We start from the raw sequence: 26,009 nt of genomic DNA on the forward strand, positions 1-26,009 counted from the left end.
TCCTCCTCAGCTATTTTCTTAATAGGCTTCTCTTATTTGGTGTGCCATTTTCATGCCTTGAATTCCTCAATATTATCCAAATAAACTTTATCTCTATTCTCTAATTCTCGTACCATTTTTTTGTATTTCTCTTCATCTAAGTTATAGAAATTAATATCAATCATGGCTAGAACCAGCAAGAACACGGGAATGATTGTTGCTGTAATTAAAATTCCCGTTAATGCCTCCGGGGTTTGTGTTTGATTTGCCACGTATCCAAACTTATCTAGAACCAACCCAGGAACAATCCCTCCCAGTGCCATACCGAATTTAAAGAAAAATCCGATAATAGCATAAATGAGCCCACCCATTCTTTTCCCAGTCCTATACTCTCCATATTCTATTGTTTCAGGAATGAGCGCCCACATATATCCCCCGGCAGTGAGACTTCCGGCAGCAGCAATTAATCGAAAGAAGAGTATTAGATATACATTACTTGGCGGAACAAATAGTAAAGCTAAGAGGCCGATAATATTCAGTAATAATGCATAGTTTAGTAGTTTTTTCTTCCCCAATAATTGATGAAGCCTTGGAATAAACGGTAAAATGACCAAAGCAGGCAAACTTCCAATCAAACCGTACCACTTCACTAAATCCTCTCTTCCCAAGTTATATGTCACATAATAGATGCCAACTGAATTACTTATTGAATTCACTCCAAAAATAATAATAAAGAAAATGCTTAATACAACAAGTGGGCGATTCACATGAAATTGCTCAAATATATCCGATAATTTAATTTTCTCCTCAGACTTTTGAAGAGTGACACGCTCTTTTGTGCTTTTAAAACAAAAGATTAAAAGGCACCCGCCTATCATTCCCAAAATACCCATGGTTAGCTGCCAGCCAAGAGATTCGTTGCCGGTAGTATCGCTTAAATAGGCAGCCAATAAGGGAACAAAAAATGCAACGACAAGTCCCCCAAGATTCGCAAATAACATACGAACAGATGTTATACTAACAACTTCTTGATTATTTCTAGTCATTGCAGAGGTTAACGCGCCATATGGAACGTTTATGGTTGTGTATGTAAGCGACAAGCCAACATAGGTCATATAGGCATATATTAATTTCCCCATATCTGAAAAATCTGGAGTTGTAAAACAGAGTAATGCAAGTACTACAAATGGGAAAGCTCCGAATAAAAGATACGGTCTAAAGCGTCCAAACCTGCTATTTGTTCTGTCTACTATTGTTCCAATAAAAGGATCAGCGAGAGCGTCGATGATTCTAACCACTAAGAACATGGTACCGGCTGCTGCTGCCGATAAACCAAATACATCTGTATAGAAGAACAAAAGATAAGTAGACACCGTTGCATAAATTAAATTACATGCAAAATCTCCAGAAGCATAGCCAACTTTTTCAGTCATGCTAATCTTCTTTAAATTTTCACTGACCATGATTTTTCCTCCCTTTTCGATCATTAAATAAGGAACAGTATGAAATGGTATAAAAATTTCTCAAACTCACCTCGGCCGGTAATCGTTTATAAAAGCGCTTTCAAAAAATCACAAAAAATATGAGTGGTTTAACTTCACAGATTATTCTTCATCGAACAAAATGATCTGATCAGCAAGCAGTAAATTCATCTTTTTTCGTTGCACTCGTATACTTGGGAAAGGATTAAAGATACACTCTTTTGTTTTATATATTGTTTAGCTCCAATTGAATCGAGCCTTTTATTCCCCCTTTATATTTAGAAATAACCTTATCTTATGGAACTAATAAAGTCACCTTCATTAGTTTGTTGACTGGACAAACTAACTTGACTTAATATTATAAAATCCTATCAACTTTTTCAATGTTTTTTCAGAAAATTTAAATTCCTGCAGCAAATATTGATTATTGCTTTTTTAACAGTCAGTTTCTCAAATATCCTGATTATTCTCTTCAAAAAGATTTCATTCCTTCTAAGAACCCTGTAAAATTTTAAATTCATATAAACTTCACTTGAATAAAACAAAAAGCAGTCTATTCAGAACTGCTCCTTAGTGTTCTCTTCTTTTAACTTTTTGTTTAGCTTGAAACCAATTAAGACATTGATCATCGCAGCTGGAAAATATAAAATTCCTGCTCCCATTATTCCTAACGCAGTGCTTGAACCTACTATAAAAGCCTGCATTTCTGTATTTCTTGACTTCAAACTAAGTAACACTAGAATACCCGCTATTACCCCTATAAATCGAGCAATGCCTGGAATAAAGAAATCGGTTAGGATTCCAAACATTTGCCCAATAATTGATAACGCAATTCCCATAAAACTGGATAATACAACTAATGTTTTGATAGCTTTTCACCCCTTTTTAAATCCGTTTCCATTATTAAACCGCTTTTGATACAGGTCTACAAGTATAGCAGCCCGCTCTACAAACCCTCTCAGCTGCCATGCTTTTTGACTCACCATTCTCTTTCCGCTCTATTCCAATACAAATAAACACTCCTTACCCTGCGACAATGGCGATTAGCTTTATTCAAAAACTCTGCAAAGAGCGGTGTATTCTTACATGAATGCCGGAGATGTGGAATAGAAAAGAGCATTTAACTTAATACTCTTTCAGAATTCTCACAGTCCGTTTCCAGAAACTTATATACTTTACTTTTCTTGTTTAAGCACTTTCTTTTTATTCCTTTTGTAACCTGCATAAGAGCCGCCAAAAATAGCTATAAATATGGCAATTCAAATAAAAATGTTCAAGTCAACTCCCCCAATTTTAAATAAAACACTTCTTTTGCTTTTTCCTCTCCAATAAAAGCTCATACCGTGTTATGGTTTAAAAAAACTTTCAAGGAGTGGTTCTTTGCTTAAAGCTTCAAAAATTTTGATCTCATGTGCAGCTTTAATCCTATGCGTATATTCTTTATATCATCAAAGTGAATTCCTCTTGGTTTCTCTCCAAGTATTAGTTGCACTTCTCTTTGTTTTAATGGGAGTGGAGACACTTTCAAAGAAACAAACAAGGTCTGCGTATTTGTTGTTCGGATCAGCGGCTTTTATACTTGTTGTGAACGTTGTGAAATGCATGATTTAAATAGTAAATAAACTAATTCCGCAGGCATATGGAATCCCAGAACCAATAAATTAACGCAGCAACAATGCTCATTATGTAATAATTTAAGCTCCTGAACACTGTAAGAGCACTAGGCGGATAATCAACAAACCAGAACACGAACACAGCCAAAAAAGCTACTGCAGTATAAATTAAAAAATGGATCAAACTGAACTTTCTGGGATTTCTTCTTAGTAATAATTGTAAGGGAAAAGCAAAGATTAAGTAAGTGATAAAAGAGTAGAATGCAATGATGCCTATTGTGATTAAGGCGATCGCCATAAATCCCGAATAAACAAACATATACAAGCCAAAGACTAGACCATATGACAAACTCGAGAATACCAGAGTATAAACATAACTGTTTAACGTCTTTTGATTGAGGCTCAAATCAGCACCCCCTACCATGTATCCTTTTTAACCAGTTATCCAATTGTTCAAAATCTTCATCGATTTTCACGTCTTTTTAAAAATTAGACTCCGAATAACAAAGTTCCACCTATAAAAAAGAAGAAAGGTAATAGTAACAAAATTGAATTTAAGATGATTCCCCATATAGCCCACCGTTTATTTGTCTTTATTGAACCTAACGCCAGCATTATCCCTATAGGTGAGAGTAATAAAGGGAACAATACCGGCATTCCTTGCCACGGCATTGAAATAATCCCAGTCAAAAAATTAATTATTAATATAGCTGAGATAATTGGAAAAGCAAATGAAAAGATGACTGCAGCTTTTTTAAAATTCATATTAAAAGTAAATCTCCGTTCTCTTTAAAATCGTATTTTAATTAAAAAATATATTAAGAGGTCATTGTCTCCGTGCTATGCTTCAACAACAGCTTTATTATCATTTCGAGAGATGCTTCAAACCTTGCCTCAGTTCACACTGCGCTTAATTCTTTTCTCATATCCCGAAAATAGGGTTTATCTTAATGGTTTTCTATTCGTTATTATCAAGGAAGTGAAGAAGCTTAATGCCATTCTATTCTATGTATTGAGTAGACTTCAATTAAAATTTAAAAAAGATCGGCAGATGCACGAACATCTAACCGATCTGCAATAGATAGCTGATTTTCGTACTTCCACACTCAAACACTCTGTGTTCTCCCGGTTCCGTTACAGTTTCCTTCGTTGTTACAGCAAACGTTTCACTAGCTGGTGATAGCTTATCTGATATAGTCCAACTATTGGCAGCTGTTAAAACCTTAGCGGTATACACTGTTCCAGATTTGATGGCAATTTTCTGATTAAGCCTCATATTCTTGTTCATTGGGATTAAGATTTGTTCGATGGAGGTTCAACATCATTGTATTAGGTTTACATCAATTACGTTATAAAAGGCATTAGAGGTATCCGCAACGTCCCACACCCCTAAAATGACATGATAACCACTGCGATCAGTTGGTACATAAATCTTATGAGAAAGATTAGTATCTGCCTTTGAACCATCGTGATCTACTGTTCCAATTAATTCAAACTCATCTCTTGTTAATGGTTTGTTTGGATTCCAATCTTTCTTGGTTATATAATAGTGCCACTTTGATGTTGCGTGAGGAGCAGTATAGTGCCAAGTAAAGGTGTTTAGACCTCCATGCATGTTTTGTTTTACCCAATGATCTGCAGTCTGCCTGTCTAACCCAAAGTCAATTTGACCAAAGCCTCCATTTGCCGATGCAATTTTTCCATCTGGCGGACCTCCGGCTGGAAACCCTTTAGGTCCTTCTACCGATTGAGGATTATCAACTACAGAACCATACTTTTGTGTAGCTGCAGTCCAACCAATTATTTGTTTTTCTAATGATCCCATGTACGCTCTACTAGCAGGTTCTTTTATATACCCGTGTGCAGATACATCACCTGCAAATAAAGTAGCACCCACACTTAGAACAGCAGTTAGAACAGCGCCTTTGATAAAACCCTTCATTACCAACTCATTCCTCCCTTTGCTGTAAATTTTTTCTCTTTCCTACTATAATAATTCATTATATGTCAGGTAAACTCCTTCTTTATTTTTGATGGCGTTACACTTAAAGAACTTCATACTCCCCAGCTCTTTTGTTCTTCATATAGCTTTTTAATGTAATCACAGATGGCGAACTCTTTTTCAATCTCTGCTTTAACACATATCATCTGCAGTATCATTCAACCCAGCGGTATATTCTGAATCCCCTAATAACTAACAAAAGGATTTATTCAATCTTCAGTGGTAGCTGAAATTCATGTGACTTTGAAATAAAGTCGTGACGTCTATAAGAATGTTGCGATGCCTTCTTTTCCTCAGAAAATTCTTGTCTAAAGTTTTGTTCTTTTTAACTAAACGGGCAGGTATAATTAAACTATAAAAAGAAAACAAAACATCATAAGGAGGATTTTTGTGTTTCAAACCTTAGACCATTTTTTAAAATCTTGGGAGTTCGAAGCCGACGCTACACAGAAACTACTAAATAGTCTAACTGATGAATCACTTAAACAAGAAATAACTTCACAAAATTGGACTTTAGGCCGTATTGCTTGGCATACTGTTGCTGCCATTCGCATTATTACCTCAAACACAGACTTAACGTTTCATGCCCCTGCTGAAGATTATCCTGTTCCTACTTCGGCTCAGTTTATAGCAGACAGCTATCATCAAGCCAGTAATGCGTTTGTACAGGCATTAAAAACCCAATGGACTGATCATACACTTCAAGAACGTATCAACTTTATTGGTCAACAATTGCCAAATGGTTCACTTTTGATGTTTTTGATTCAACATCAAAATCACCATCGAGGACAAATGACTGTTCTTATGAGACAAGCAGGATTAACTGTTCCAGGTATTTATGGTCCAGCTAAAGAGGAATGGACAAAATTCGGTTTGGAACCTCCGCAAATGTAAGCAGCCTTTATAACGAAGTTAACCTATTACAAAATATAAAAGCATGTTTCGATGATTTTTTTTTCAAAACATGCTCTTCCTTTTGTTCATTTAATTAATGTTGATTAACATCAGAAATAATATCTGGCATTTTTCTAATCTCCTTTTTGAATAATGTTTTGATACACATTAAAATGGGTAAAAATTTATCAGGTGATTTCTTTGAATAATGATCAAAAAGTTACTCATTACTCTTCATTTATTTTTTCAACGATCATCGTGTTGCTGGTCGCAATCTTTCCTGAATACACTTCTTGGTTTGTGACTGTTTTCTTTTTGGGTTTTGCAATTATATATACTTTCCAAAAACATAAAGCAAGTTCGTCAAAAGCAATTTCTTATATTTCATATTTCATGTTCACCGTTGCGTTGGTTTACACATTAGTAAATATATCCTCCTAGAATTGTCTCAAATAAAATGCCCTGCATTTAAGAATGTCTCCTGCCATTTGGTATTTTGTTTGTATCGCCAATGTTTCTGCCTTCAATATAGTTCAATTCCACTCTTCCTCTAAAATAGCGTAATAATATTCATCCCACCATTCATTGCCTTTAGGAATACATTTTTTAAAAAAGCCTTCTCTTCTCATTCCAATCTTCTCCATAACTCGGTATGATGGAATATTCTCAGGTTGACACGTAGCTATAATCCTATGTATGTTCATTTCTTTAAATCCATATTCCAAGATAGCTTGTGCTGCTTCAGAAGCATATCCTCTATTTTGATAATTCGGATTAAACACCCACCCAATCTCATATGTATGTTCACCAAAATACTTATAAAAAACAATATGGCCGATAAGAAAATTTTCATCTTTTAGTATTACAGGAAATTTTTCTGCGTTATCACCTTTGTTTTTATTTACAAATGCTTTTGCATCTTCTTCAGTAAAAACCCCTTCTGGTATATACTTCATAACATTAATATCTGACGTATACTCATATACAGCTTTCCAATCTTTGAATTCAAATTCACGTATCAATAACCTTTTTGTTGTTATATGCATTAAAATAACTCCCATCAAAAATAATTACACTTAATCTTTATTCGATATTAAGACAATAATAACCTCTTTAAATACTATCCTTATACAACAATCTGGGCCCCTTACAAACAACAAAGGGTAGGCGTCTCAGCTATATCTTCTTGTAGACTTCTGTGTACGCCTTCAATTGGTCATGTAAATCCTTGCTCTAATCGCTTGACTTTCCGGTTTAATGATTCGATAATCGCGTCTTTATTATTTTCGTTCATATCACTTTGCAGCTTTCTTTTTCATTTTTAAAGCTCTTTACAACAAAAAAGAGGTTATCCACAAAATGACAATTTTAGGGATAACCTCTTTTTTATCAATTTCTAATCAATCATCTAGCTTTCACTCCATAAAAGCTTCTGAATAATGAACGACACCTTGCACATCTTCAAGAGAATGATCTGCTAATTCCAGAGCCATAAATACTTCATCAGGCACCTCAAAGGGGGCTTTTATATTCCATAAGCTAGCTGGCTTAAAACCAAACTTCGGATAATAATCTTTATGTCCTAAAACAATTACTGAACGATAACCAAGCTCTATTGCTTTTTTTAACGCAGCACGAATTAATTGACTCCCGATTCCTTTTTTCTGGTTCTCAGGCGCAACAGAAACTGGAGCAAGTGCCAAAGAATCGACTGCGTTATCGCCATCTATGATTTTGATTTTAGATAAAAGGATATGACCTACGATATCTTTATCTTGATCTAATGCGACCAATGAAAGTTCAGGAATGAATGCATCTGATTTTCTAATTTTATTTACAAGTATGTGTTCTTTCTTGGCGCTATATTCTACATTTGAAAAAGCTCTTTTAATCATTTCTTCAGACGTATGATATTCTTCAGTGAGCTCTTGCCTAATTAAAATTTCCATTCATATCCCCTGTTCTTTTAGTTAATTGCCATAAGCTTTTTCTTCAACAGCCTTAATACTTGTTGTTTAGAACGTTGTAATATTAAATCTTTTCTTGATTCTTTATAAATACTGAATCCCAGAACCAGTACACCGCCGCTGCTACAAAACTCAAATAATAAAAGTTCACATGTTGAACCTCAGTAAGCACATAAGTTGGATCACTGGCTAAGGAGAACAAGAATAATGCGATTAGCGCTACTACGATATAAATTAATAAGTACTTCACACTGAATTTCTTTACTTTTTTTCGAAGTAATATTTGCAATGGAATAGCAAATACTGTATATGGGATGAATGCATAAAATGGTATGATGAAAATTGTTATCAGCATCCAAGGTTCGAAATTAGAATAAGCAAAACCATAAAACCCAATAATAATCCCGTATGTAATGCATGAGAGCGCTAGTGTAAGACTATATTTAGCGACATTTTTTTTATTAAAACTCAAAGCTTTAACCTCCAAAAAATATAGCTCAAATCTTTTCTTAAAAAAAGAATTGTTATTCAGTTATCCAAATTGCTAGATCTTCATCGATTTTCACGTCATTATAAATTTTAAACTTCAAATAACAAAATCCCGCCTATAAACCAGAAAAAAGGAAATAGAAACATAATTGCATTTAAGACTATTCCATATATGCACACCGTTTATTTGACTTTATTGAAACCAACGCCAAAAAAATCATTCCTATAGGAGAAAGCAATAATGAAAAAACATCGGCATACTTTGCCATGGAATTGAAATAACTCCCATAAAAAAATTAATAGATAGCTCAGATAATTGGAATAGCGATTGAAAAAATAGCTGCAGCATTTTTAACATTCATATTGATAGCAAGTCTCCCTTCTCTTAAAATCGTAGTTTTATTTAGACTTTTTCCCAGGAATGTCTTAACCTTTTTCTTTCTATTTAAAAACAATAGCTTTTTATAGCTCCTTAATTAAAACACTACACATCAACTTCTGGGTTTCCCGCTCAATTTCTCTTACATTGTTAAACTGCCCGCTAGGTCAATTATAGATTTAAAAACATCATCTTCCATTACTTATTTCTCCTTCTTTGAGAAAAATTGTATCATTTTTATATAACTTTTTTCAATTAATTCTAGTTGTGCCTCTTTTAATATTAGTTCGAATTCAATAAAGTGATCAAACAAAGTGATCAAACTTGGAATATAAGGCTTCTCCTCATGACTTTTTAATTTCTTCTCTAGATTTATAGTTAGAAGTGCAGATAATGATTGCTTTTGAAATATCTGCTACATAGTGTTTATCAACTAAAATGCCTTCATCAAACATTTGATAAAATGCGCTATGAAATACTGCAGGAGCTTTATCAAATTCATCAAGCAATATAACATTAGATGAACGATTTAATAAGACTCTTGCAAGGACGACCCATTGGCAAATATTAGTTATTATTGCGATCGTTTCAACAGCTCAACTATATAAAAACTATCTTTTATTTAGATATCGTTATTGAACTCCAATCAAACGTTTCGAGAATTTTAAGCAACCTTTCAACTTTTGGTGCTCTCCAAGCTGTCATAGCGTACGTATGAACCTTTTTCGTATAATGGTAATGATTTTGTTTTATGTGCTCTTTTGCCTCCGCTTTAGTTAGAAACATTGTATTTTGATAAATGTAATGAACCTCTGTTTCTGGTATCAGATCAGCGCCACTGTCTACAAATTCATGTATCCAATCTAATGCGGAAGCCTCACACTCTATATCTTCCACCGCTTCTGAAGACAATTCATCATTCTTCTTGATGTCCTTTAGACAACTTTCCAGCTCATAAGATTCGCCATCTTCAGGAATGTAAACAGAATAGCGTTCCGCATCATCATCTGAAGTCCTAATTCATTTATAATCTCCTATAAACCAAAACCGCGGTGCAGCTCGAGAGCCATGATCCTGCGTTTTCAATTCAGTTTGGAGGTCTTTCAAAAGCTGAATATCTTGATTCATTCGTTTCCCCCTAATTTGTTTAAAACCACGATTTTGAAAATAAATAGGCTTTTATGATCCTTCATTCACTTCCAAATAAACTCCAGATATTGCATAATAAATGCATAATATGTAAATGGAGTTGATATAATTGAACCCTCGAAAAATTTTATTGAGTTCTGCTTTAACATTCGGCATGCTAATATCCGCTGTTCCTGCCTTGGCAACGAATGTTTCATCTGAAGTTGTTGTGAAAAATGATGAATATGAGTACGATACCATATATCAGCTTAGTCCCATACCAAACTTCAAGCCTTCTCTTGAATACAATGGTTATACTTATACTCTTACAAATTTTTATTTTGATTACTCAATAGGGTTTTATAAGGCTATTTATACAAAAGTTATTTAAACTTATAAGGGGCTTTTTAGCTCCTTTTTCTTGTTTTAAGCAAGGTGTTTCTTCCTATGTGATCTTTTATGTATGAAATCAACCGTAATATCTACTTTTGCTGGTTCCTTCTTTTCTGTTGCGCTGAGTAATAACAATCACTTGGCTATATTTTGATTCCTCAATGATCTCGACTGATTAACCCTTAGATGTAATATAAGTACTAGGATCGTGTAAGATATACGACTTGACGGTATTGGGTGACAATTTGACAGAGAAATTTAATGCACTTCTAACTTTTTTAACTGCAATGGAAATCATTGTTGACCCGACAACTCTCAAGGTATTTCTGATAGTGAACAAGCAATGGATTATGATTCACCGAGATAAAACCCCTACCCTTCTCTTAATCGAGGAGGGTATTTTTTTCGCTTTTTAAGAAAACGTTAATCTTCCTTAAACACTTAAATATGATAAAATATTACATATTTAGTCTATTGGATACATAGAGGGAGGGATTTCAATGGAGCAATTAATTCCGTCATCCACGGTTGGAGTTAAAATCAATGAGTGGTATAAATACATACGGATGTTCGCCGTTCCAGATGCTGAGATATTAAAAGCAGAGGTTGAAGAAGAAATAAAACATATGAAGGAAGATCAAGACTTATTGCTGTATTATTCTCTAATGTGTTTTCGTCATCAGCTAATGCTGGATTACCTTGAACCTAAGTCATTGAATGAAGAACGCCCTAAAATTTCAGACTTATTAGAAAAGATCGAAAGCAGCCAAACAAAACTGAAAGGTGTACTAGAATACTACTGCAATTTCTTTAGAGGAATGTACGAATTTGATAAGAAGGAATATATAAGAGCAATAAGGTCATATAAAATTGCTGAGAAAAAGCTTGCTTTAGTAACAGACGAAATTGAACGAGCTGAGTTTTATTTCAAAATGGCTGAAGTGTATTATCACATGAAACAAACCCATGTATCAATGCACTATGCTGAAACAGCCCTTAACATTTATAAAGACCAAAAAACTTATACTGTTCGCCGAATACAATGTGCATTTGTTGTAGCAGGCAACTTTGATGATCTGGAAAGTCATGAAAAAGCAGTTCCCCATCTTCAGAGAGCCTTAAAAGACTCAAAAGCCATAAACAAGCACAAACTAATTGGGGCATCTTTATATAATTTGGGGAACTGTTATTATAAAATGAAAGAGTATGACAAAGCTGCTGAATATATTGAGCAAGCAGTCTCATTGTACGAAACCGATAAAAGTGATCTTCTCCCTCACACGTTATTTACGCTTACACAAATTTACTTTAAAATGAAAGATATTGAAAAAGCCTTTATTCTTTATAAAAAAGGAATCGAGAAAGCGCAAGCCATAAACGATGATGTCTTAGTTGCTGAGTTTAATTACTTAAAGGCTTTATATATCGACTCTATAGATAAACGCACAGTTTTTCAAACTTTTTCTGTACTTAAAGATAATGTTATGTATCCAGATTTAGAGGAATTAGCACTCGACACGGCTAATTATTGTAAAGAGATAGGGCAATTTGAAAACTCAACCACCTTTTTTGACGTCATGGTGGATGCCCGAATCCAAATACAAAGAGGAGAGTGTTTATATGAAATTTAAACTTGCATTAGCCACCTTGTCAGTTGTCGTTGGATTAGCAGTGTTTAGTGGCTTTTCATCCTCGAATGACCAAGAATTCCATGAAGCTAAAAGGAACATTACTTCTATTCAACCAACCAAGTTTTTTGTTTAATGTTTAGCCCTTCTCATTGAGAAGGGTTTTAACTCTTATGTACAACAACTTGTTACCCTTTATTCTGAACTTTGTTCAAGCAGCTCTAAGGGAAACTTGGCTAACTGGCCTACAGTCGATATCCCCATTCGGTTCAGGTTCCTTTCTACCCTCCCTCCTATCCCCACATTTTAGACAACAACGAATGAACATTCTAAAGCCTTATTTGGCACATCTTCATATCTCCAACGTGTAATCTCACTCTTCGTTTTCTTACTCTCCAGGTCAAGCGCAAGCATACTGAGTAACATGTTATCTCCAATGCCTACTGTGCACATTAGGCCAAATTCTCTCCACATGCTGCTTTGAATTGCTTTGACCATGTCTTCAGGATCTTCTTTTCCTGCAATGCGGATTTCCCACGCTAAGCAATTATTACATAAAAAAGCTGGATCCCCACTCTATGGGGATCCGACTTTGCTTATTGTTAGAGTATCATTTTCCCATTTTTGTATATTTCATCGATTCTCTAATCTTGTCGAAGAATAGCTAAGGCCTCAATGTGTGTAGCAAGCCATCAAATATTCAACATTCACTAAGTGTCCTTATCTCTGCTCAAGAGATAAAAGAATGAACAGTATAACCGTTCTTTTATCCATTTAAGGCCGTCCATTATGACAAGATCTTAATTGATGAGCCATTACAATATGTCAATGTACCCTTCTGTTCCATTCACACGAATTCGTTCCCCGTCTTTGATTAGTCTGGTAGCATTTTCAACTCCAACAACTGCAGGTAAGCCATATTCACGCGCTATAACTGCTCCATGGGTCATCAGTCCACCAACTTCGGTGACTAGGCCTTTTATGGATACAAACAATGGTGTCCAGCTAGGATCAGTAAAGGAAGTGACTAATATATCTCCAGCTTCTAGATCAGCATCTTCCATGTTTAAGATGACACGTGCTCGCCCCTCTATAACTCCGGAGGAAACAGGTAGACCTACAATCGCTCCGGCTGGGAGATTTTCTCGTTTGTACTCGCCTGTCATGATTTCACCATCAGACGTGATAACACGTGGTGGAGATAGTTTTTCATATAATTTATACTCGTCTTTTCGTTTGCTTATGATTTGGTAATCCAGTTTATTTGTGCGTACGACTTCGTGAAGTTCTTCAAAAGTGAGATAGTATATATCTTCTTTTTCATGAATAACGCCCACTTTTGCGAGTTGTTCGGCTTCTTTCAGTAAAGCTTGCTTATAAACGAAGTAGCGATTAACCATGCCGTATTTTGGATATTCCCGATAACCGATGAAATTCCGGATTATGTCGATCATTCGTTTGGTTTCTTTGGCTTTTTGTTCACCATCCGGTAATTGCTTCAATCGATCTAATAACTCTTGTTCTTTCTTCAAAGCCTCCTGTCGCCCTTGCTCAAATTTCCGATGGCTGGCATTAGGCTCAAAGTTTTTGATATTATTAAGAATCATTGGGACAAGTGTAGTTGGTTTTTCGCTCCACCGAGTTCTTGTAATATCAATTTCTCCGGCACACCGCATTCCGTATTTGTTGAGATAAGCATAGATAGCGTCTTGGATTTTCTGTCCATTTTCAAACTCAACCAGCTCATCCAAAAAGTGATCATTTTTTACATGCTGTAAATAAGCAATTACTTCTGGATAAGGACGTATCACGTCTGCGACGTCCAATAGCGCAAGACCCATTTCTGAAGTAATATTATGAGGTACAGATTGAGAAAGCGTATCTGCTGCGTTTTTTTCGCCTAACCACTCGTTCATTTTTTCGTTAATCCATGATGTAGCATTTATAGCAGCCATAAACACAGCCGAACTTTGTGGGTCAAATAAGATCTTCTTTAATTGCTGGATATCTTCGAGAATAAAATCAAACAAATCCGATCCCGATTTCGTTTGGATGTTTTGTTTTAACTCTTCTATCGATGTTTGACTACGCTTAATCAAATCAGAAACGATTGTTGGATCGTTCTCGAATTGTGCCAGCATATCTGTATTGTTACTTCGGTTGGGAATCGTTGCTGTTTTATCATTTGGTATCGACTTAATGAAATCCCGTCGGTCAATTGTTGTCATAAGTGCGTCTTTTAAGAGCGGATCGTGTTGTCCCATGCCATTTAATAAAAATTCTCTGCTGTCAGGTGATGCCAGATTATGTGTGACATCAACAAATAACCTTCCACCAGCTTTATGCATGGGTGCAGAAGTCGTCAACAGAAAAAAAGACAATCCCAGTGGTTTTATGGGATCCGTCATCATTTGTTGATGACCAACAGAGATATAGACGTGATTTTCTTGATCACTCGCTTCAGGGATAGGGTATAAAGTTGTGATTGGACGACTCTGGACAATATAAAAAGTATCGTCAACCAAACACCATTCGATATCTTGAGGGCAACCAAAATGAGCTTCGATCTGTCTCCCGATGCGTGCCAGTTGTAAAATTTGTTCATCAGTCAGTGTTTGAGTCTTTTGCTGATTAGGATCGATCTGCTGTGTTTCTGTTCCTCCTTCTTTTCGTCCATAGATAGCCAATTTTTTGGTTGCTATCATCTTATCGACGATTTGCTCATCCTGTACTTTATAACAATCGGCAGATACCAAGCCAGAGACCAGTGCTTCACCAAGTCCAAAACCGGCATCGATGGATAACACCTTTCTGTTGGAAGTGATTGGATCAGCGGTAAATAAAATCCCCGAAGTCTGTGGGAAAACCATCCTTTGAATGATAACGGATAAATAAACTTGGGTATGGTCGAATCCATTTTGCATGCGGTAGATTACCGCGCGATCCGTAAATAGGGAAGCCCAGCATTTGCTGATATGCAGCAAGATCGCTTCTTTGCCGATAATATTTAAATAGGTATCTTGCTGACCGGCAAAAGAAGCATGTGGTAAATCTTCAGCAGTTGCACTCGAACGCACAGCATAGGCATGTTCCTCACCAAACTGGGAGAGATAGTGAGCAACTGCTTTCACAACATCGGAAGGAATTTCTACTTCCATAATGATTTGTCGAATCTTTCTGCTGATTTTACCAATTTGATCTCGATCCTCAACTTTTAGCATGGCCAATTGATCCAACAACACTTGTAACATTTCGTTTTGTTCGACGGCTTTTTGATATCCTACTGTTGTGACACAAAATCCTTCTGGTACATGCAGACCTTGAATTTTTGATAATTCCCCTAAATTTAACCCTTTTCCTCCAACAAGCAAATGCTGTGTTTTTTCAATTTCGTGAAAACCAAGAACCAAAGAACTCATTCTACATCTCCCTTTCAAAAATAATAATTGACAAAGAGCTTTCCAGCATGATACAATAAAAATATAAGATGGATATCTATAACTTTTTACACAGAAAGCACACGTAGTCTGATTATATCACCGTGTCTATTTTTGTGCAATATAAAAAGAACCTGGGCTATTTCAACAGGTTCTTTTTTAATTTCCCGCTATCATTAGTCACAAAAAAGTCGGAACTTTATTCTATAGAAAGAACATGAAAAGTATTTACAAGAAAAAATGACCAATAAACAAAGCAACATCCAACTTTTATTCTTGTATTGTTTCCATATTCAAATTGAATTTTTATAGACAATATATCAAAGGTTTTAATAACCGAATACAAAATAGAACCTGCATTTTGCAAGCTCCTTTCACGTTGTCAATATATTATGAATGTTTAACGACAAGGACATTTATGTATAAATATTTCCTGTAAAGTTTGCTCACTCAAGGGAGTCTTGATCATCCCCTAATGAAAGGGGGTGATGCTATGTCAATATTCCAGGCATTAATGCTAATGTCTTTCATTCGAGTCGTTTATAATCGCCCTGTTGACGTATATAAATAAAAAATACACATCCCTTGAGCCTCAGAACCTAAAGGGATAGGTCTACCAGAAACCACATCGGGCAAGCCCTTTGATGGGCAGCTTTTTGTACAGAGCCGGGGTGTTGGCAGTACCCTAGGTCTTTTATGTTAAAAAGAAGGTTCAGAAACTAAGCCAAAAAAAATGAAGATATCGATACTAACATTTAATGCCTATTGAGAGTTCCTAGGCATTTTTTTGTGCAATAAAGAAAGACCCAGATCAAAAAGTCTAGGTCATACTGGTTCCTTCTATTCGCTTTGATATTTAGTACGTTTTCGTTGATTTAACTACGTTTATGACAACTCTTAAATGTATACTTCGGGTCACAGTTGGGGTCACACTCAGGTCATAACATGACTTTTACCGGTTTCAAATCATCCAATACAAACTAATCATTGTACAGTAATCTCCCCTATTTCTCTTCATTTCATATTTTCACAGCAAATTCAAACCTAAAATAACAAATTACTCCTTGCATTTCCTCATCCGTCATGCTATATTCATATAGCGATGAGCTGAACTGTGTAAGCCGATGTACATGCCCTTTGCGGCACACACGAATGTGGCGTGTTAAAAGAGGTACTACAAAGCCTTACACAGCGTAGCTCATCGCTTTTTTATTTCCTTCAGATCACAGGTGAGGTCACGATTTTAACAATAAATCCATCTTATCCACTGCTTCTAATTGCATTGATGGAAGAGCGTGACTGTATGTTCCTAATGTTTGCTTAATATCTGAATGTCCTAACCTCTCTTGTACTATTTTTGGACTCACACCAATACTGATTAGATAAGTAGCATGTGTGTGTCTTAATGCATGAGGTTTAATCTTTGGTAATCCTAGCTGTTTGCGTATTGAGTGAAATCCCCTTCTCCAATTACAAGGCGGCAACCAATCCCCCATTTTCGTACTACCACTAAGTCTAGATCATTGTATTTTGCTCCTGCTTCTTTCTTGTCCCTTTCAACCAACCTTTTTCACATAATGACTCAGGTATATTAACATTTCTGTATGAATTAACTTTTTTAACTTCTGGCTCTAACCCATAGTTACCTTTATCATCTACTCTGCATAGTGTTTGGCGTATTGTGATGTACCGTTTTTCCCAATTAATACTCTTCCACTCTAACCCCAGTACCTCACCCATTCTCAAACCAGTCTTAATGGATATTTCATAAGCAATGTAATGTCTTGATGGGCGTTTAAGTTTTGAAGTATCCAGGAAACGTTTTATTTCTTCAGGAGTCCAAGTCTCCACTATGCTCTTTTCTCTTGGTAAGTTCAATTCATCAAAGATGGCCATATCAATTTTTCTTCTTCGTGATGCCTTTTTGAATATACTCCTGGTTACCTGTACTGCTCTTCTTACTGTGTCAGCAGATACTTTTCGTTCAAAGAGGAGTGTATTTATGTGTTGCTGCAATACATCCTCTGTGATCTCATCGAATTTGTATACCGATAAATAAGAAAGAACATTGTATTGAAGTATCTCTCTATAGTTGTTAAATGTACTTGGTCTAAGCTTCACTCTTTTTGATTCTAACCAGGATTCAGCATACGTTCCAAATGATTCAGGTATCTCAGGTAAGTAGTTCTTTTCTTCTTCAACCTCAAGAATTACCTGTCTAAGTACCTCTTGAGCTTCTTTATAAGTCTTAATCCCTTTTCTTTTACGCTGGATCCTCTTTTTTGTTATTGGATGTGTTCCACCTGAATACACAAAATAATATGTTCCTGATTTCTCATCTTTTTTAACTTTTGTCATTCTGCTCACCTTTTTAAGTGAACACAAGGGAAAACGTACTAAAGACAATTATAATGACATGCTTATAAGAAGTCACACAATATATAGAGTGGATAGCAGCACACTAGGTTCGGAAGAATGTTCCGACCCTTTAACGCCCCTCTCTTCCCTTGTGATAACAAGAATACCCATCCATATTTTAACACACTGCATAAAAAAGACCCCCAGTTAAAGGGAGTCTAGTTTTTAATAAACTTCATCTAAAAGTTTCTCGCTTAAATCCTTAAATTTACCTTCATCTTTTAGAGCATTAAGAAGCGCTATCACTTTCTTTTCTTTAATTCCAAGAACTTTAGATAAGATATCACGCACTTCTGCAAAGTCAGGGACTTTCTCATTATGTAACTCCTGACTTGAAATGCCTTCAACCTCTTTTCGATACTGTTCTGGCGGCTGAGGACTATTTAGAACACGATCATTTAAGACTGATAAGATATATTCCAATTCTCTTCTTTTCTCACTATAAATATTATGTTGAATTAACCAATTGGAATAAGGGTATCTTGGATCATTCAGTTTTGCATTACTAAGCTTTAAGATTTGCCATTTAAGCTCTTCAATTTCTTGTTCAAGAAGTTCAACCTTTTCTTCTAATTGATTAGTCATTTATAGCCCACCTGTGAATTATAGAAGTATCCAAAGTACCCCTTCTCTGCGCAGTGAAATTATACCTGTGCTAGCCCGCCATCTACGAACAATTCAACACCCGTCAAGTAACTGCTTTCGTCTGAAGCAAGGAAAGATACAGCGTTTGCTACTTCTTCAGGTGTCCCAACTTTTCCAGCTGGAACAGTATTTCTGGTATTTTCCATTGCTCCTTCAAGTGCATCACCAAAAAGCTCATCGTATGCAGGTGTAAGAATAACTCCTGGACTAACCACATTTACACGGATTTCAGTACCTTTTAGGTCAAGAATCCAGTTGCGAACTAGTGCTCTTAATGCTGCTTTAGATGCTCCATATACACTAAACGCTGGGTTGCCAATTGATCCAGCAGTAGAGCCCGTTACAATAATAGAACCTACTTTGTCCGGGAATAGTGATAACGCTTTTTGAACAGTAAAGATGGTTCCTTTAACGTTAATGTCGAACGTTCTATCAACCTGCTCTTCAGTAATTTCACCTAATGGAAGGAAGTTGCCGGTGCCTGCATTAGCAAAAAGAATGTCCAACTTACCTTTTTCCTGCTTTATAATGTCATATAGTTTGTCTAAGTCTTCAAGCTTAGAAATATCACCTTGAACACCGGTTACGTTCTTGCCAATTTGGTTAACAGCTTTATCAAGTTCGTTTTGTCTACGTCCTGTGATATAAACATATGCACCTTCGTTTACAAACTTTTGTGCTGTAGCAAGACCAATCCCACTTGTTCCACCCGTTACAAGCGCTATTTTACCTTCAAATTTACCCATACTTAACACTCCTTTAGAATTAATTTTATTTTATGTCTAGTATCTTTAAGTACTTGAAGAACAACTTACAAGATATAGTATCCTTCAGTAAGCACATTATCGGAAGTACCCACTTTTTTGTGATATAGTAACTAAAAAGTAATAAATGTGGAATGGAGAGCTTTAGACATGAAAAAATTTAGTTGTGGGTTTGAAGTGACAAAGGAAGTTATTGGCGGAAAATGGAAAGGTCTTGTATTATACTTTTTAATGAATGGACCAAAGAGAACGAGTGAATTAAAGCGCATTATCCCAAATATAACTCAGAAAATGCTGATTCAAACACTTAGAGAGCTTGAAGCCAGTGGACTTGTGAGCAGAAAGATGTATAATCAAGTACCCCCGAAGGTTGAATATTCATCCACTGAACTTGGAGAATCTCTTAAACCTATCTTGCAGGAGCTCTGTCAATGGGGAGGCCATTATGCGGAGCAAGAGTATGCAGAAGGTGAATATGAAATTGTACAACCAGAACAACTAAAGTGAGGATTGATGTAGCTGCTGAAGTAAATGCTAAACAACTTCAGTACCATCACCTGACAGATGAAGAACAGTCAGAAATAAATGAGATATTCAATTATGAAAGTGAAGTTCTAATAAGAAGTATCATGGACTATATTCAGGAGAACTTTGATGAAATTCAAAAAAGAGCTGTTTCAAATGTTAAAAAGAAGGTTCAGAAACTTAGCCAAAAAAATAAATGAAGATATTGATCATAATATTTAATGCCTATCTAGAGATAATAGGCATTTTTTTGTGCATAAAAAAGACCTGAATTAAAAATCCAGGTCACATTACTCCCCTGTATTCACCTTATTATTTAGTATGTTTTTATTGATTTAACAGCATTTATTCACATCCACAAAACGGTGTTTCAGGTCATAATCAGGTCACAGTACGGGTCACAGTTAAGTCAATTTTCTGAGTTTGGACAATAAAACACCAGCTTAATATCGTCATACAATTTAACAATATTACGATTGAATTTTGTGTTTTCGCTTACTTTCGACAACATCATACAAAATAAGACAAGTTTTATTACGTTTTCAATTACAATAACAAAGTACTCCTTGCATTTCCTCACCCGCCATGCTATATTCATATAGCGATGAGCTGAATTGTGTAAGCCGATGTACATGCCCTTTGCGGCACACACGAATGTGGCGTGTGGTGCATCGCCTCAATACGCAAAGACGTTTGCCTCTTAGGCAAACGTCTTTTTTGTGTTATCCGATTTTTGTTCCGTTTGGTAATGGCTGTTCAGGCTGAAGCAGGACGACATCGCCTTGGCCGGGAATGCCGCCGAGGACTAAGACTTCGGATTTAAAACCTGCGATTCGGCGCGGCGGGAAGTTCACGACAGCGATAATTTGTGTGCTGGTCAGTTCTTCTGGGCAATAGCGCTTTGTGATTTGCGCGCTTGATTGTTTAATGCCGATATCTTCTCCAAAATCAATGAACAATTTAATCGCCGGGACTCTTGCTTCAGGGAACTCTTCCGCTTTAATAATGGTGCCAGTTCTGATATCCAGTTTTTCAAAATCTTCAATTACAGCCATCATTATATCTCCTTTTTCTTACTATTTTAAAAGAGACACCTGCTAAATGTTTAACCAAAAGCTCATATTTTTTTATCCGAATGAAAGGTGTTCCGGTATATTCGGGGTGATACACCTGTACTTTTTGCAAACCATCTTGTAAAAGAAGAAAGGTTTTGAAAGCCGAGCGCTTGACTCACGACAGTCAGCGCAACATTTTTCTCAATCAGCATCCGTTTCGCTTCCTCAAGACGGAGGTCAGCTATATAGGCTTTAGGGGACTTACCGGTCTGTTTCTTAAACCAGCTTGAATAGTAAGCTGGGTGATAATGTTCAATTTTCGCCAGCTTTTGTATTGTCAGCGGCTCAGACAAATGACTATGGATGTATGCGATTGACGCATGAGTATGGGTTTGCAGTTTTTCTTTTATGTATTGAACAAGCAAATGGAGCGTGTGCGCTGAGCGTGTGTTTGCTTCCTCTATTAATAAGTGCCTGATCGAAGACCAAAAAGGATCGATTGCAGCTTCAATCCCTGCGGCTGCATGATGCTCCTCAATTTTCATCGCCTGAAGCGGCACATCCAGCACAAGACATTCATTTCTGCCAATAGAGCGGAACCGATGCTCGCACTCTGGCGGAATATATAAAAATTGATCCGGCTTTAATTTGACCTGCCGATCCTCTGTTTCAAGATCGATATTCCCTTCAAGGGGAAAAAGAAATTGGCTGTATGCGTGCTTATGTGAGGAATAAAGGCGTGTATATGTCCGTTTTTCACAGATAATCTCTTGAAGCGAATTCATCAGCCATCCTCCTTTTTGATCCGGTAATGGTGTTCCGATATAGGCAAGAACCCGATTTTTTCATACAAAGAAACGGCGGCTGAGTTTTCTTTCATCACTTGCAAGTACATATACTTGGCTCCATTGTTCATTGACCATTCAGTCAGAGCCCTGATGACTTGGGTCCCTGCCCCTTTCCCTCTATGTTCCTTTGCTACTACAACGTTGCTGAGTCCGCCATAGCCATCGATAACGGAAGCCGTGCCCACTGCTGTCAGGCTGCCTTGGTCATACATAGTGAAAAAGGTTTTACACGGCTGCATTCGTTTGAAAATGCTTGCATAGCCGCAATGCCGTTCGGCTGAAAATTCTTCCAATCGGATAAAATCATCAATCCATGAAGACGATGACTCCTGCTCCCACTTATATGTAAATCGGCTGTTGTCAAAAGTACGATCTAAAATATCGCAGCATGTTGCTGTCATTTGAAAACATTCATCAATCTTTTCATATCCGCTGTCTGCCAGCGCATCATCCAGTCCTTCCGGAGATGCGTCACTGATTTGAACACAAACGGGCAGGCCTAAACTTTTATAGAAATGCTCGATCTCTTTTTGGTAATCTCCTTCTGGCATGTCCGCCGATGTCCATACGCTGTTCGCCCGTTTGGTTACGCCAAAATTCGCTCTAAGAAGCCATTTCCCCATTCTTTTTTGAATATAAGACGGCCATGATGCTGCCGCTAATTGCTCAATTTTGTAAAAATCATGCATCGCCTCTTGCCTCTCCCTTATATATACTGCATGATATATTATACAATATTCAGAAATATAAGACATATATTATTTAGTTTACATAATACTTTTATTGTTTGTTGACAGACCCGATAGAAATAATCGAATTGAAAATGCTAAGCTGTCTGAAATGTCTTCCTTTAATTCAAACGCTTCTTTTCCGATTAAAGTTGCGAATCCGTGCAGTAAGCTTCGTAGCCCTCTTGTTGCATGGATTACAGTCTGTTCGTTTGCATAACCGCTGTCAATTAGCAGTTTCGTGACAAGCCGGACAATCTGGTTTGACAGGCTTTCAGCTCTTTCATCTTGAATTTTAAGCAAAGTCGCTTCATAATAACCCGGATTTTCAACTGCAAACCCAACGTATGCATCGCCTAAAGATAGCAAGGCGGACTCCCCCTTCTGTTCTTTGACGGAATCAGCCATCTGATCAAAAAGCCTTTTCAAACCGCTAACGGCAAGCTCTGTTCTGATTCCCTGCAGCCCGCTTATGTGATTATACAGAGACGGGGGCCGTACATTCATTTTTTTAGAGAGTGCGGCTAGTGTCACGCCGTTTATTCCTTCCTGATCAGCAATCTCTGCCGCCGCCTCTATAATCATCTTTTGATGTAATCCTGCTCTCGGTGACATGGTCAGACCCCCTTCTTTGCTTTTTGAATTGCTAATTTCATCAATTGTTCTGGTGAAGCAAGGAAATTCCCATGTCCGACCGCGAGACAGCTCGGCGCCTTCTCAACAAGCCATTCCGCGCTTCTTACAGCAGCCTCCTTATTCCAAGTGGCGAAGGCAGGAAAAGGAAATGTCCATCTCATCTGGCCGGAGACAGCTATTCCCCCGCGTAGTTGAAATGCATCCCCAGCTATTACAATTCCGTTTCTTGTGTCAAGAAACGACATGCTTCCCGGGGTATGACCTGGGGTTGAAATCGCAAGGAGAGAACCAATTGTTTCGCCCCCCGCCAGCAAAACGTCAGGCTTTGTTTTGATATTTTTTGGAATTCCTCCTTTTATAGGTGTCTGCGGTTCCTCTTTCCGCAAAGAAACATCACCTTTTAACAAAAATGAATCACGCTCTGATATGACAACCTTTGCATGAGGAAAGGCTTGGGACAGTGCATCCAGCGAACCGACATGATCACCGTGCGCATGAGTCAGTAAAATGTGTTGTAACGGTTTTCCCAGCTGATTCACTGCTTGGATAATCCCTTTATAGCTGTTCGGAAGACCAGTATCAATTAAGGTTACTTCATTTTCTTCCTCTACAAGATAACAATTGACCGGAAATAATGTCGGATAAAACGTCAGCTGCCGCACAGTTTGATTCTGAATCATTCTCATATGATAACTCCTCCTGAATAAAAAACTAATGGTGTTAGTTTTATTATTAACTAATACCATTAGTTTTTCAAGAGTGTTATACCAAGTTTATGGCGACAAATATTTTAACCTGCGCCCGCTGCGGTGAAAGCGCACTTTGATCATACTGCTCAAAGTCTCCTGAAAACGTACGCAAATGGCGCTTATCCCAAGACCAGATTTCCTTCCATGTGTCGAGTACAATGTCTTCAATAGGACCGATTCTTGAAGTGAAAACAGCATAAGCGGAAGCTGGTAAATATATGTCCTCATAAGGTTCCGGAAGCATGTCGCTATGCTCGGTAAAAGCGCCGACAGAAAATGAGTACAACCCATTCTCCTGCTGTTCGTAATGAGAGTATAAAGCGATAATGCTCTGATCCTTTTTATTAGGCGGAAGTAACACGCTCGTATCCTGCTGCCAAAATTGATTCCATAAGAGCGGGATTTGTCTTTTTTCCGTCATTTCCAATGCATTGCTTGTTCTTTGTGACAGCCCTGAAAAGCGCTTTTGTTCTAAATGTGTCATATGTGAATAGCTCATATGATACCTCCTTTTTACCTAGATTATAAAAGAAGAAACCTGACAGCATTGTGTCAGGTTTCATATATTTTTTGCATATGAAAAATCGTATCTTTTACCTTTTCCCGGATATGAAGGGGTTCCAGGACCTCAATATCCTTGCCAAATTGCAGCAAGAAACCGATCAGCCATTGATCCTCAGGCAGAGATATCACCGCTCGGCAGGCTTCATTTTCATCCAATTGAAGGACATCATTTCCAAACCATTCACTTATACGCTGATGCGCACCGGGCTGGACAAGAATGACCAGTTCAGTTAAACGATCCTTTCGATACCAATTCGCATCCCAAGGCAGAGTCTCCAGCTGAATTTCTTTTCTATTAAATGATTGATGTAAAACAGTCAGATCTTTCATCCGGCTTAATTTAAAAAAGCGGAAATCGTTTCTAACCAGACAGTAGGCGTATAAATACCAGCGGCCTGTCTTGCACACCAATGTGTAAGGCTCTGTTTCACGGAGAAGTGTTTCCCCGTTTGCATTTGTATATGTAAATGATATGGTTGACGACCGATCGATTGCATCACTGATGTTTTCTCGAAGCGCCTTTTGGTCCTCTGTTTGTCCCCATGCCGTCATGTCAATAAACCATTTTTCCGTTTCTCGCTTAAATGCCTCTGCGGCCTGGTCAGGTATGAGATGTTTTATTTTTTGATAAGCCGCGCTGTGAGAAGCGGGTTCATACATCGATGAGACGCTCTGCAAAGCGGAAGCAATAGCAAATAGCTCCTCTTCTTTCAGCCACTCTCTTTCAAGCCGATACGTTTCCATCACACTGATCCCGCCCCCGGCGCCTTGTGAGGTTACAATCGGAATGCCCGCTCTGCTGATCGTATCAATATCTCGGTAAATCGTTCTGACTGATACTTCAAACAAATCAGCTAGCTCAGCAGCCTGCACTTGTTTTTTGCTGATTAATAACATCACCATCGCTAACATACGTTCCAGTTTCATTTTTCGCACCTTGTCTCCTGCTTTTATTTTCCAATATTATCATACCATTTTATGAGGCTTGGGCATATCTATTATGCAGCCTAAAGGCATCGTGCATATGTTATGAAAACAGGGGCCTCCCCTTCTTTTTTTATGGTCATTGTTGTTTTAGACTACTATTTCAAAACGGATAAGCATACACTTCTCAACGGAGGGGATATCACATCATGCATCTTACACTTCAAAGCGTTTATCCTGTCGTGATTATCGTCTTTTTTCTGTATAAAAAAATCAAGCGATCCATCGGATATCAGCCGCTGAAGCCTCGCTGGCTTTTTACTCGTATGATTCTTTTTTCAATGTTTGCATTCGGTCTCACCATCTTCAGCCTCATTCATCCTTTTTTATACGGATATTTCATTATCGGCATTCTCGGCGGATGTCTGCTGGTTTTTTTCGCCAGGAAAAATCTCTCCTTTGAAAAACGCAGAGGAAAAATTTATTTTCGGACTCATATTTGGGTAGAGCTTATTCTGCTAACCCTATTTCTATCGAGATTTCTTTATCGTATAACAGAGCTGTACCTTGCCGCGCCTGATTTACACAGCCTGGGATCTTACAGCCAGTCTATCGGAACTGATCCTTTCACGATTGGCGTCTGTTTTCTGATCGCCGTCTATTATATCGGTTTTTCCTCTATTGTAATCAAAATCAGCAGAAACGGACTGGAACAAAATGGGCACAGTAAAGAAAAAGACATCCTTGCTTAATCGCGACATGC

At 37.3% G+C, this 26,009-nt stretch carries 32 protein-coding genes and 4 pseudogenes; 11 read left to right on the forward strand and 25 right to left on the reverse strand.

What is annotated here, in order from left to right:
* Positions 1-50: 50 nt before the first annotated feature.
* Together NSS75_RS11050 and NSS75_RS11055 are read right to left on the reverse strand one after the other, a co-directional pair.
* Complete coding sequence (locus tag NSS75_RS11050) at positions 51-1,442, reverse strand: MFS transporter (protein WP_216394223.1); 1,392 nt, start codon at positions 1,440-1,442, stop codon at positions 51-53.
* Positions 1,443-2,017: 575 nt separating this feature from the next.
* The gene (locus NSS75_RS11055) at positions 2,018-2,299 is read right to left on the reverse strand and encodes a permease (protein ID WP_249746142.1); all 282 of its coding nucleotides are present in this window, start codon (positions 2,297-2,299) and stop codon (positions 2,018-2,020) included.
* Positions 2,300-2,489: 190 nt separating this feature from the next.
* On the opposite strand from NSS75_RS11055, the pseudogene NSS75_RS11060 reads away from it, so the two are divergent.
* Positions 2,490-2,584: pseudogene (locus NSS75_RS11060) on the forward strand (hypothetical protein); the annotation flags it as partial.
* A 256-nt stretch (positions 2,585-2,840) separates the two neighbouring features.
* The gene (locus tag NSS75_RS11065) at positions 2,841-3,071 is read left to right on the forward strand and encodes a membrane protein (protein WP_024121679.1); all 231 of its coding nucleotides are present in this window, start codon (positions 2,841-2,843) and stop codon (positions 3,069-3,071) included.
* Positions 3,072-3,083: 12 nt separating this feature from the next.
* On the opposite strand, the gene NSS75_RS11070 is transcribed toward NSS75_RS11065, so the two are convergent.
* The 4 genes from NSS75_RS11070 to NSS75_RS11085 form a co-directional block, all read right to left on the reverse strand.
* Positions 3,084-3,479 carry a UPF0715 family protein gene (locus tag NSS75_RS11070; protein WP_024121680.1) on the reverse strand — a complete coding sequence of 132 codons (396 nt, stop codon included), beginning with the start codon at positions 3,477-3,479 and terminating at the stop codon, positions 3,084-3,086.
* An 83-nt stretch (positions 3,480-3,562) separates the two neighbouring features.
* Entirely contained in the window at positions 3,563-3,838 is a 276-nt protein-coding gene (locus tag NSS75_RS11075; protein WP_101861426.1) for a hypothetical protein, read from the reverse strand.
* Between the two features lie 298 nt (positions 3,839-4,136).
* On the reverse strand, positions 4,137-4,349 hold the full coding sequence (locus NSS75_RS11080) for a hypothetical protein (RefSeq protein WP_142389228.1): 213 nt from the start codon (positions 4,347-4,349) through the stop codon (positions 4,137-4,139).
* Between the two features lie 45 nt (positions 4,350-4,394).
* Positions 4,395-5,015: a lytic polysaccharide monooxygenase gene (locus tag NSS75_RS11085; RefSeq protein ID WP_024121682.1), complete on the reverse strand. Its 621-nt coding sequence runs from the start codon at positions 5,013-5,015 to the stop codon at positions 4,395-4,397.
* A gap of 450 nt (positions 5,016-5,465) precedes the next feature.
* On the opposite strand from NSS75_RS11085, the gene NSS75_RS11090 reads away from it, so the two are divergent.
* Both NSS75_RS11090 and NSS75_RS11095 read left to right on the forward strand, forming a co-directional pair.
* On the forward strand, positions 5,466-5,969 hold the full coding sequence (locus NSS75_RS11090) for a DinB family protein (protein ID WP_024121683.1): 504 nt from the start codon (positions 5,466-5,468) through the stop codon (positions 5,967-5,969).
* A 201-nt stretch (positions 5,970-6,170) separates the two neighbouring features.
* The gene (locus NSS75_RS11095; protein WP_249746143.1) at positions 6,171-6,410 is read left to right on the forward strand and encodes a hypothetical protein; all 240 of its coding nucleotides are present in this window, start codon (positions 6,171-6,173) and stop codon (positions 6,408-6,410) included.
* Positions 6,411-6,502: 92 nt separating this feature from the next.
* Here NSS75_RS11095 and NSS75_RS11100 read toward each other — a convergent pair whose 3' ends face one another.
* The 6 genes and pseudogenes from NSS75_RS11100 to NSS75_RS11125 all read right to left on the reverse strand — a co-directional run bounded on the left by NSS75_RS11100 (position 6,503) and on the right by NSS75_RS11125 (position 9,716).
* Entirely contained in the window at positions 6,503-7,015 is a 513-nt protein-coding gene (locus NSS75_RS11100; protein ID WP_024121684.1) for a GNAT family protein, read from the reverse strand.
* 369 nt (positions 7,016-7,384) lie between these two features.
* A complete protein-coding gene (locus NSS75_RS11105) occupies positions 7,385-7,918 on the reverse strand; it encodes an N-acetyltransferase (protein ID WP_101861424.1) in 534 nt (177 codons plus the stop codon).
* A gap of 82 nt (positions 7,919-8,000) precedes the next feature.
* Positions 8,001-8,408: a UPF0715 family protein gene (locus NSS75_RS11110; protein WP_024121686.1), complete on the reverse strand. Its 408-nt coding sequence runs from the start codon at positions 8,406-8,408 to the stop codon at positions 8,001-8,003.
* Positions 8,409-8,515: 107 nt separating this feature from the next.
* Positions 8,516-8,730 (reverse strand): annotated as a pseudogene (locus NSS75_RS11115) (hypothetical protein).
* Between the two features lie 418 nt (positions 8,731-9,148).
* Positions 9,149-9,388 carry an AAA family ATPase gene (locus NSS75_RS11120; RefSeq protein ID WP_101861423.1) on the reverse strand — a complete coding sequence of 80 codons (240 nt, stop codon included), beginning with the start codon at positions 9,386-9,388 and terminating at the stop codon, positions 9,149-9,151.
* Positions 9,389-9,422: 34 nt separating this feature from the next.
* Positions 9,423-9,716, reverse strand: a complete 294-nt coding sequence (locus NSS75_RS11125; RefSeq protein WP_255238302.1) for a hypothetical protein — start codon at positions 9,714-9,716, stop codon at positions 9,423-9,425.
* A gap of 346 nt (positions 9,717-10,062) precedes the next feature.
* Here NSS75_RS11125 and NSS75_RS11130 point away from each other — a divergent pair, with 346 nt between their 5' ends.
* From NSS75_RS11130 to NSS75_RS11140, 3 genes are all read left to right on the forward strand, one after another.
* Positions 10,063-10,323 (forward strand): hypothetical protein, encoded by a 261-nt coding sequence (locus NSS75_RS11130; RefSeq protein WP_101861422.1) that lies wholly within the window; start codon positions 10,063-10,065, stop codon positions 10,321-10,323.
* A gap of 502 nt (positions 10,324-10,825) precedes the next feature.
* A complete protein-coding gene (locus NSS75_RS11135) occupies positions 10,826-11,956 on the forward strand; it encodes a tetratricopeptide repeat protein (RefSeq protein ID WP_024121691.1) in 1,131 nt (376 codons plus the stop codon).
* Positions 11,946-12,089: a hypothetical protein gene (locus NSS75_RS11140; RefSeq protein WP_024121692.1), complete on the forward strand. Its 144-nt coding sequence runs from the start codon at positions 11,946-11,948 to the stop codon at positions 12,087-12,089. The genes NSS75_RS11135 and NSS75_RS11140 overlap by 11 nt, the downstream gene beginning before the upstream one ends.
* 39 nt (positions 12,090-12,128) lie before the next feature.
* Here the strand turns inward: NSS75_RS11140 and NSS75_RS11145 are convergent.
* Together NSS75_RS11145 and ppsA are read right to left on the reverse strand one after the other, a co-directional pair.
* Positions 12,129-12,475 (reverse strand): annotated as a pseudogene (locus NSS75_RS11145) (UV damage repair protein UvrX); the annotation flags it as partial.
* Positions 12,476-12,768: 293 nt separating this feature from the next.
* The gene (gene ppsA / locus NSS75_RS11150; protein ID WP_339233103.1) at positions 12,769-15,372 is read right to left on the reverse strand and encodes a phosphoenolpyruvate synthase; all 2,604 of its coding nucleotides are present in this window, start codon (positions 15,370-15,372) and stop codon (positions 12,769-12,771) included.
* A 511-nt stretch (positions 15,373-15,883) separates the two neighbouring features.
* On the opposite strand from ppsA, the pseudogene NSS75_RS11155 reads away from it, so the two are divergent.
* Positions 15,884-15,965: pseudogene (locus tag NSS75_RS11155) on the forward strand (putative holin-like toxin); the annotation flags it as partial.
* A gap of 660 nt (positions 15,966-16,625) precedes the next feature.
* Here the strand turns inward: NSS75_RS11155 and NSS75_RS11160 are convergent.
* The 4 genes from NSS75_RS11160 to NSS75_RS11175 form a co-directional block, all read right to left on the reverse strand.
* Positions 16,626-16,886: a tyrosine-type recombinase/integrase gene (locus NSS75_RS11160; protein ID WP_251191693.1), complete on the reverse strand. Its 261-nt coding sequence runs from the start codon at positions 16,884-16,886 to the stop codon at positions 16,626-16,628.
* A gap of 19 nt (positions 16,887-16,905) precedes the next feature.
* Positions 16,906-17,748 carry an Arm DNA-binding domain-containing protein gene (locus NSS75_RS11165; protein WP_251191694.1) on the reverse strand — a complete coding sequence of 281 codons (843 nt, stop codon included), beginning with the start codon at positions 17,746-17,748 and terminating at the stop codon, positions 16,906-16,908.
* A gap of 225 nt (positions 17,749-17,973) precedes the next feature.
* A complete protein-coding gene (locus NSS75_RS11170) occupies positions 17,974-18,393 on the reverse strand; it encodes a hypothetical protein (RefSeq protein ID WP_024121695.1) in 420 nt (139 codons plus the stop codon).
* A gap of 59 nt (positions 18,394-18,452) precedes the next feature.
* Entirely contained in the window at positions 18,453-19,199 is a 747-nt protein-coding gene (locus NSS75_RS11175) for a glucose 1-dehydrogenase (protein ID WP_151296604.1), read from the reverse strand.
* A gap of 168 nt (positions 19,200-19,367) precedes the next feature.
* Here NSS75_RS11175 and NSS75_RS11180 point away from each other — a divergent pair, with 168 nt between their 5' ends.
* Together NSS75_RS11180 and NSS75_RS11185 are read left to right on the forward strand one after the other, a co-directional pair.
* Complete coding sequence (locus NSS75_RS11180; protein ID WP_024121697.1) at positions 19,368-19,724, forward strand: winged helix-turn-helix transcriptional regulator; 357 nt, start codon at positions 19,368-19,370, stop codon at positions 19,722-19,724.
* Positions 19,721-19,942 carry a hypothetical protein gene (locus tag NSS75_RS11185; protein ID WP_180948924.1) on the forward strand — a complete coding sequence of 74 codons (222 nt, stop codon included), beginning with the start codon at positions 19,721-19,723 and terminating at the stop codon, positions 19,940-19,942. Before NSS75_RS11180 ends, NSS75_RS11185 begins: the two co-directional genes overlap by 4 nt.
* 522 nt (positions 19,943-20,464) lie before the next feature.
* Here NSS75_RS11185 and csaA read toward each other — a convergent pair.
* The 7 genes from csaA to NSS75_RS11220 form a co-directional block, all read right to left on the reverse strand.
* Positions 20,465-20,797, reverse strand: a complete 333-nt coding sequence (gene csaA / locus NSS75_RS11190; RefSeq protein ID WP_095713082.1) for a chaperone CsaA — start codon at positions 20,795-20,797, stop codon at positions 20,465-20,467.
* Between the two features lie 62 nt (positions 20,798-20,859).
* A complete protein-coding gene (locus tag NSS75_RS11195) occupies positions 20,860-21,582 on the reverse strand; it encodes a helix-turn-helix domain-containing protein (RefSeq protein ID WP_101860568.1) in 723 nt (240 codons plus the stop codon).
* A complete protein-coding gene (locus NSS75_RS11200) occupies positions 21,582-22,334 on the reverse strand; it encodes a GNAT family N-acetyltransferase (protein WP_101860567.1) in 753 nt (250 codons plus the stop codon). The genes NSS75_RS11195 and NSS75_RS11200 overlap by 1 nt, the downstream gene beginning before the upstream one ends.
* A gap of 78 nt (positions 22,335-22,412) precedes the next feature.
* Positions 22,413-22,988, reverse strand: a complete 576-nt coding sequence (locus tag NSS75_RS11205; RefSeq protein WP_326211629.1) for a WHG domain-containing protein — start codon at positions 22,986-22,988, stop codon at positions 22,413-22,415.
* A 2-nt stretch (positions 22,989-22,990) separates the two neighbouring features.
* Positions 22,991-23,695, reverse strand: a complete 705-nt coding sequence (locus NSS75_RS11210) for an MBL fold metallo-hydrolase (RefSeq protein WP_339233111.1) — start codon at positions 23,693-23,695, stop codon at positions 22,991-22,993.
* Positions 23,696-23,771: 76 nt separating this feature from the next.
* Complete coding sequence (locus tag NSS75_RS11215; protein WP_339233113.1) at positions 23,772-24,257, reverse strand: GyrI-like domain-containing protein; 486 nt, start codon at positions 24,255-24,257, stop codon at positions 23,772-23,774.
* A 53-nt stretch (positions 24,258-24,310) separates the two neighbouring features.
* A complete protein-coding gene (locus NSS75_RS11220) occupies positions 24,311-25,249 on the reverse strand; it encodes a YafY family protein (RefSeq protein ID WP_339233115.1) in 939 nt (312 codons plus the stop codon).
* A 206-nt stretch (positions 25,250-25,455) separates the two neighbouring features.
* On the opposite strand from NSS75_RS11220, the gene csk22 reads away from it, so the two are divergent.
* On the forward strand, positions 25,456-25,998 hold the full coding sequence (gene csk22, locus NSS75_RS11225; RefSeq protein ID WP_103671815.1) for a mother cell-specific sporulation protein Csk22: 543 nt from the start codon (positions 25,456-25,458) through the stop codon (positions 25,996-25,998).
* The last annotated feature ends 11 nt before the right edge of the window (positions 25,999-26,009 follow it).

It is taken from the genome of Bacillus sp. FSL K6-1012 (assembly GCF_037964915.1).
GTDB classification, from domain to species: Bacteria; Bacillota; Bacilli; order Bacillales; family Bacillaceae; genus Bacillus; species Bacillus halotolerans.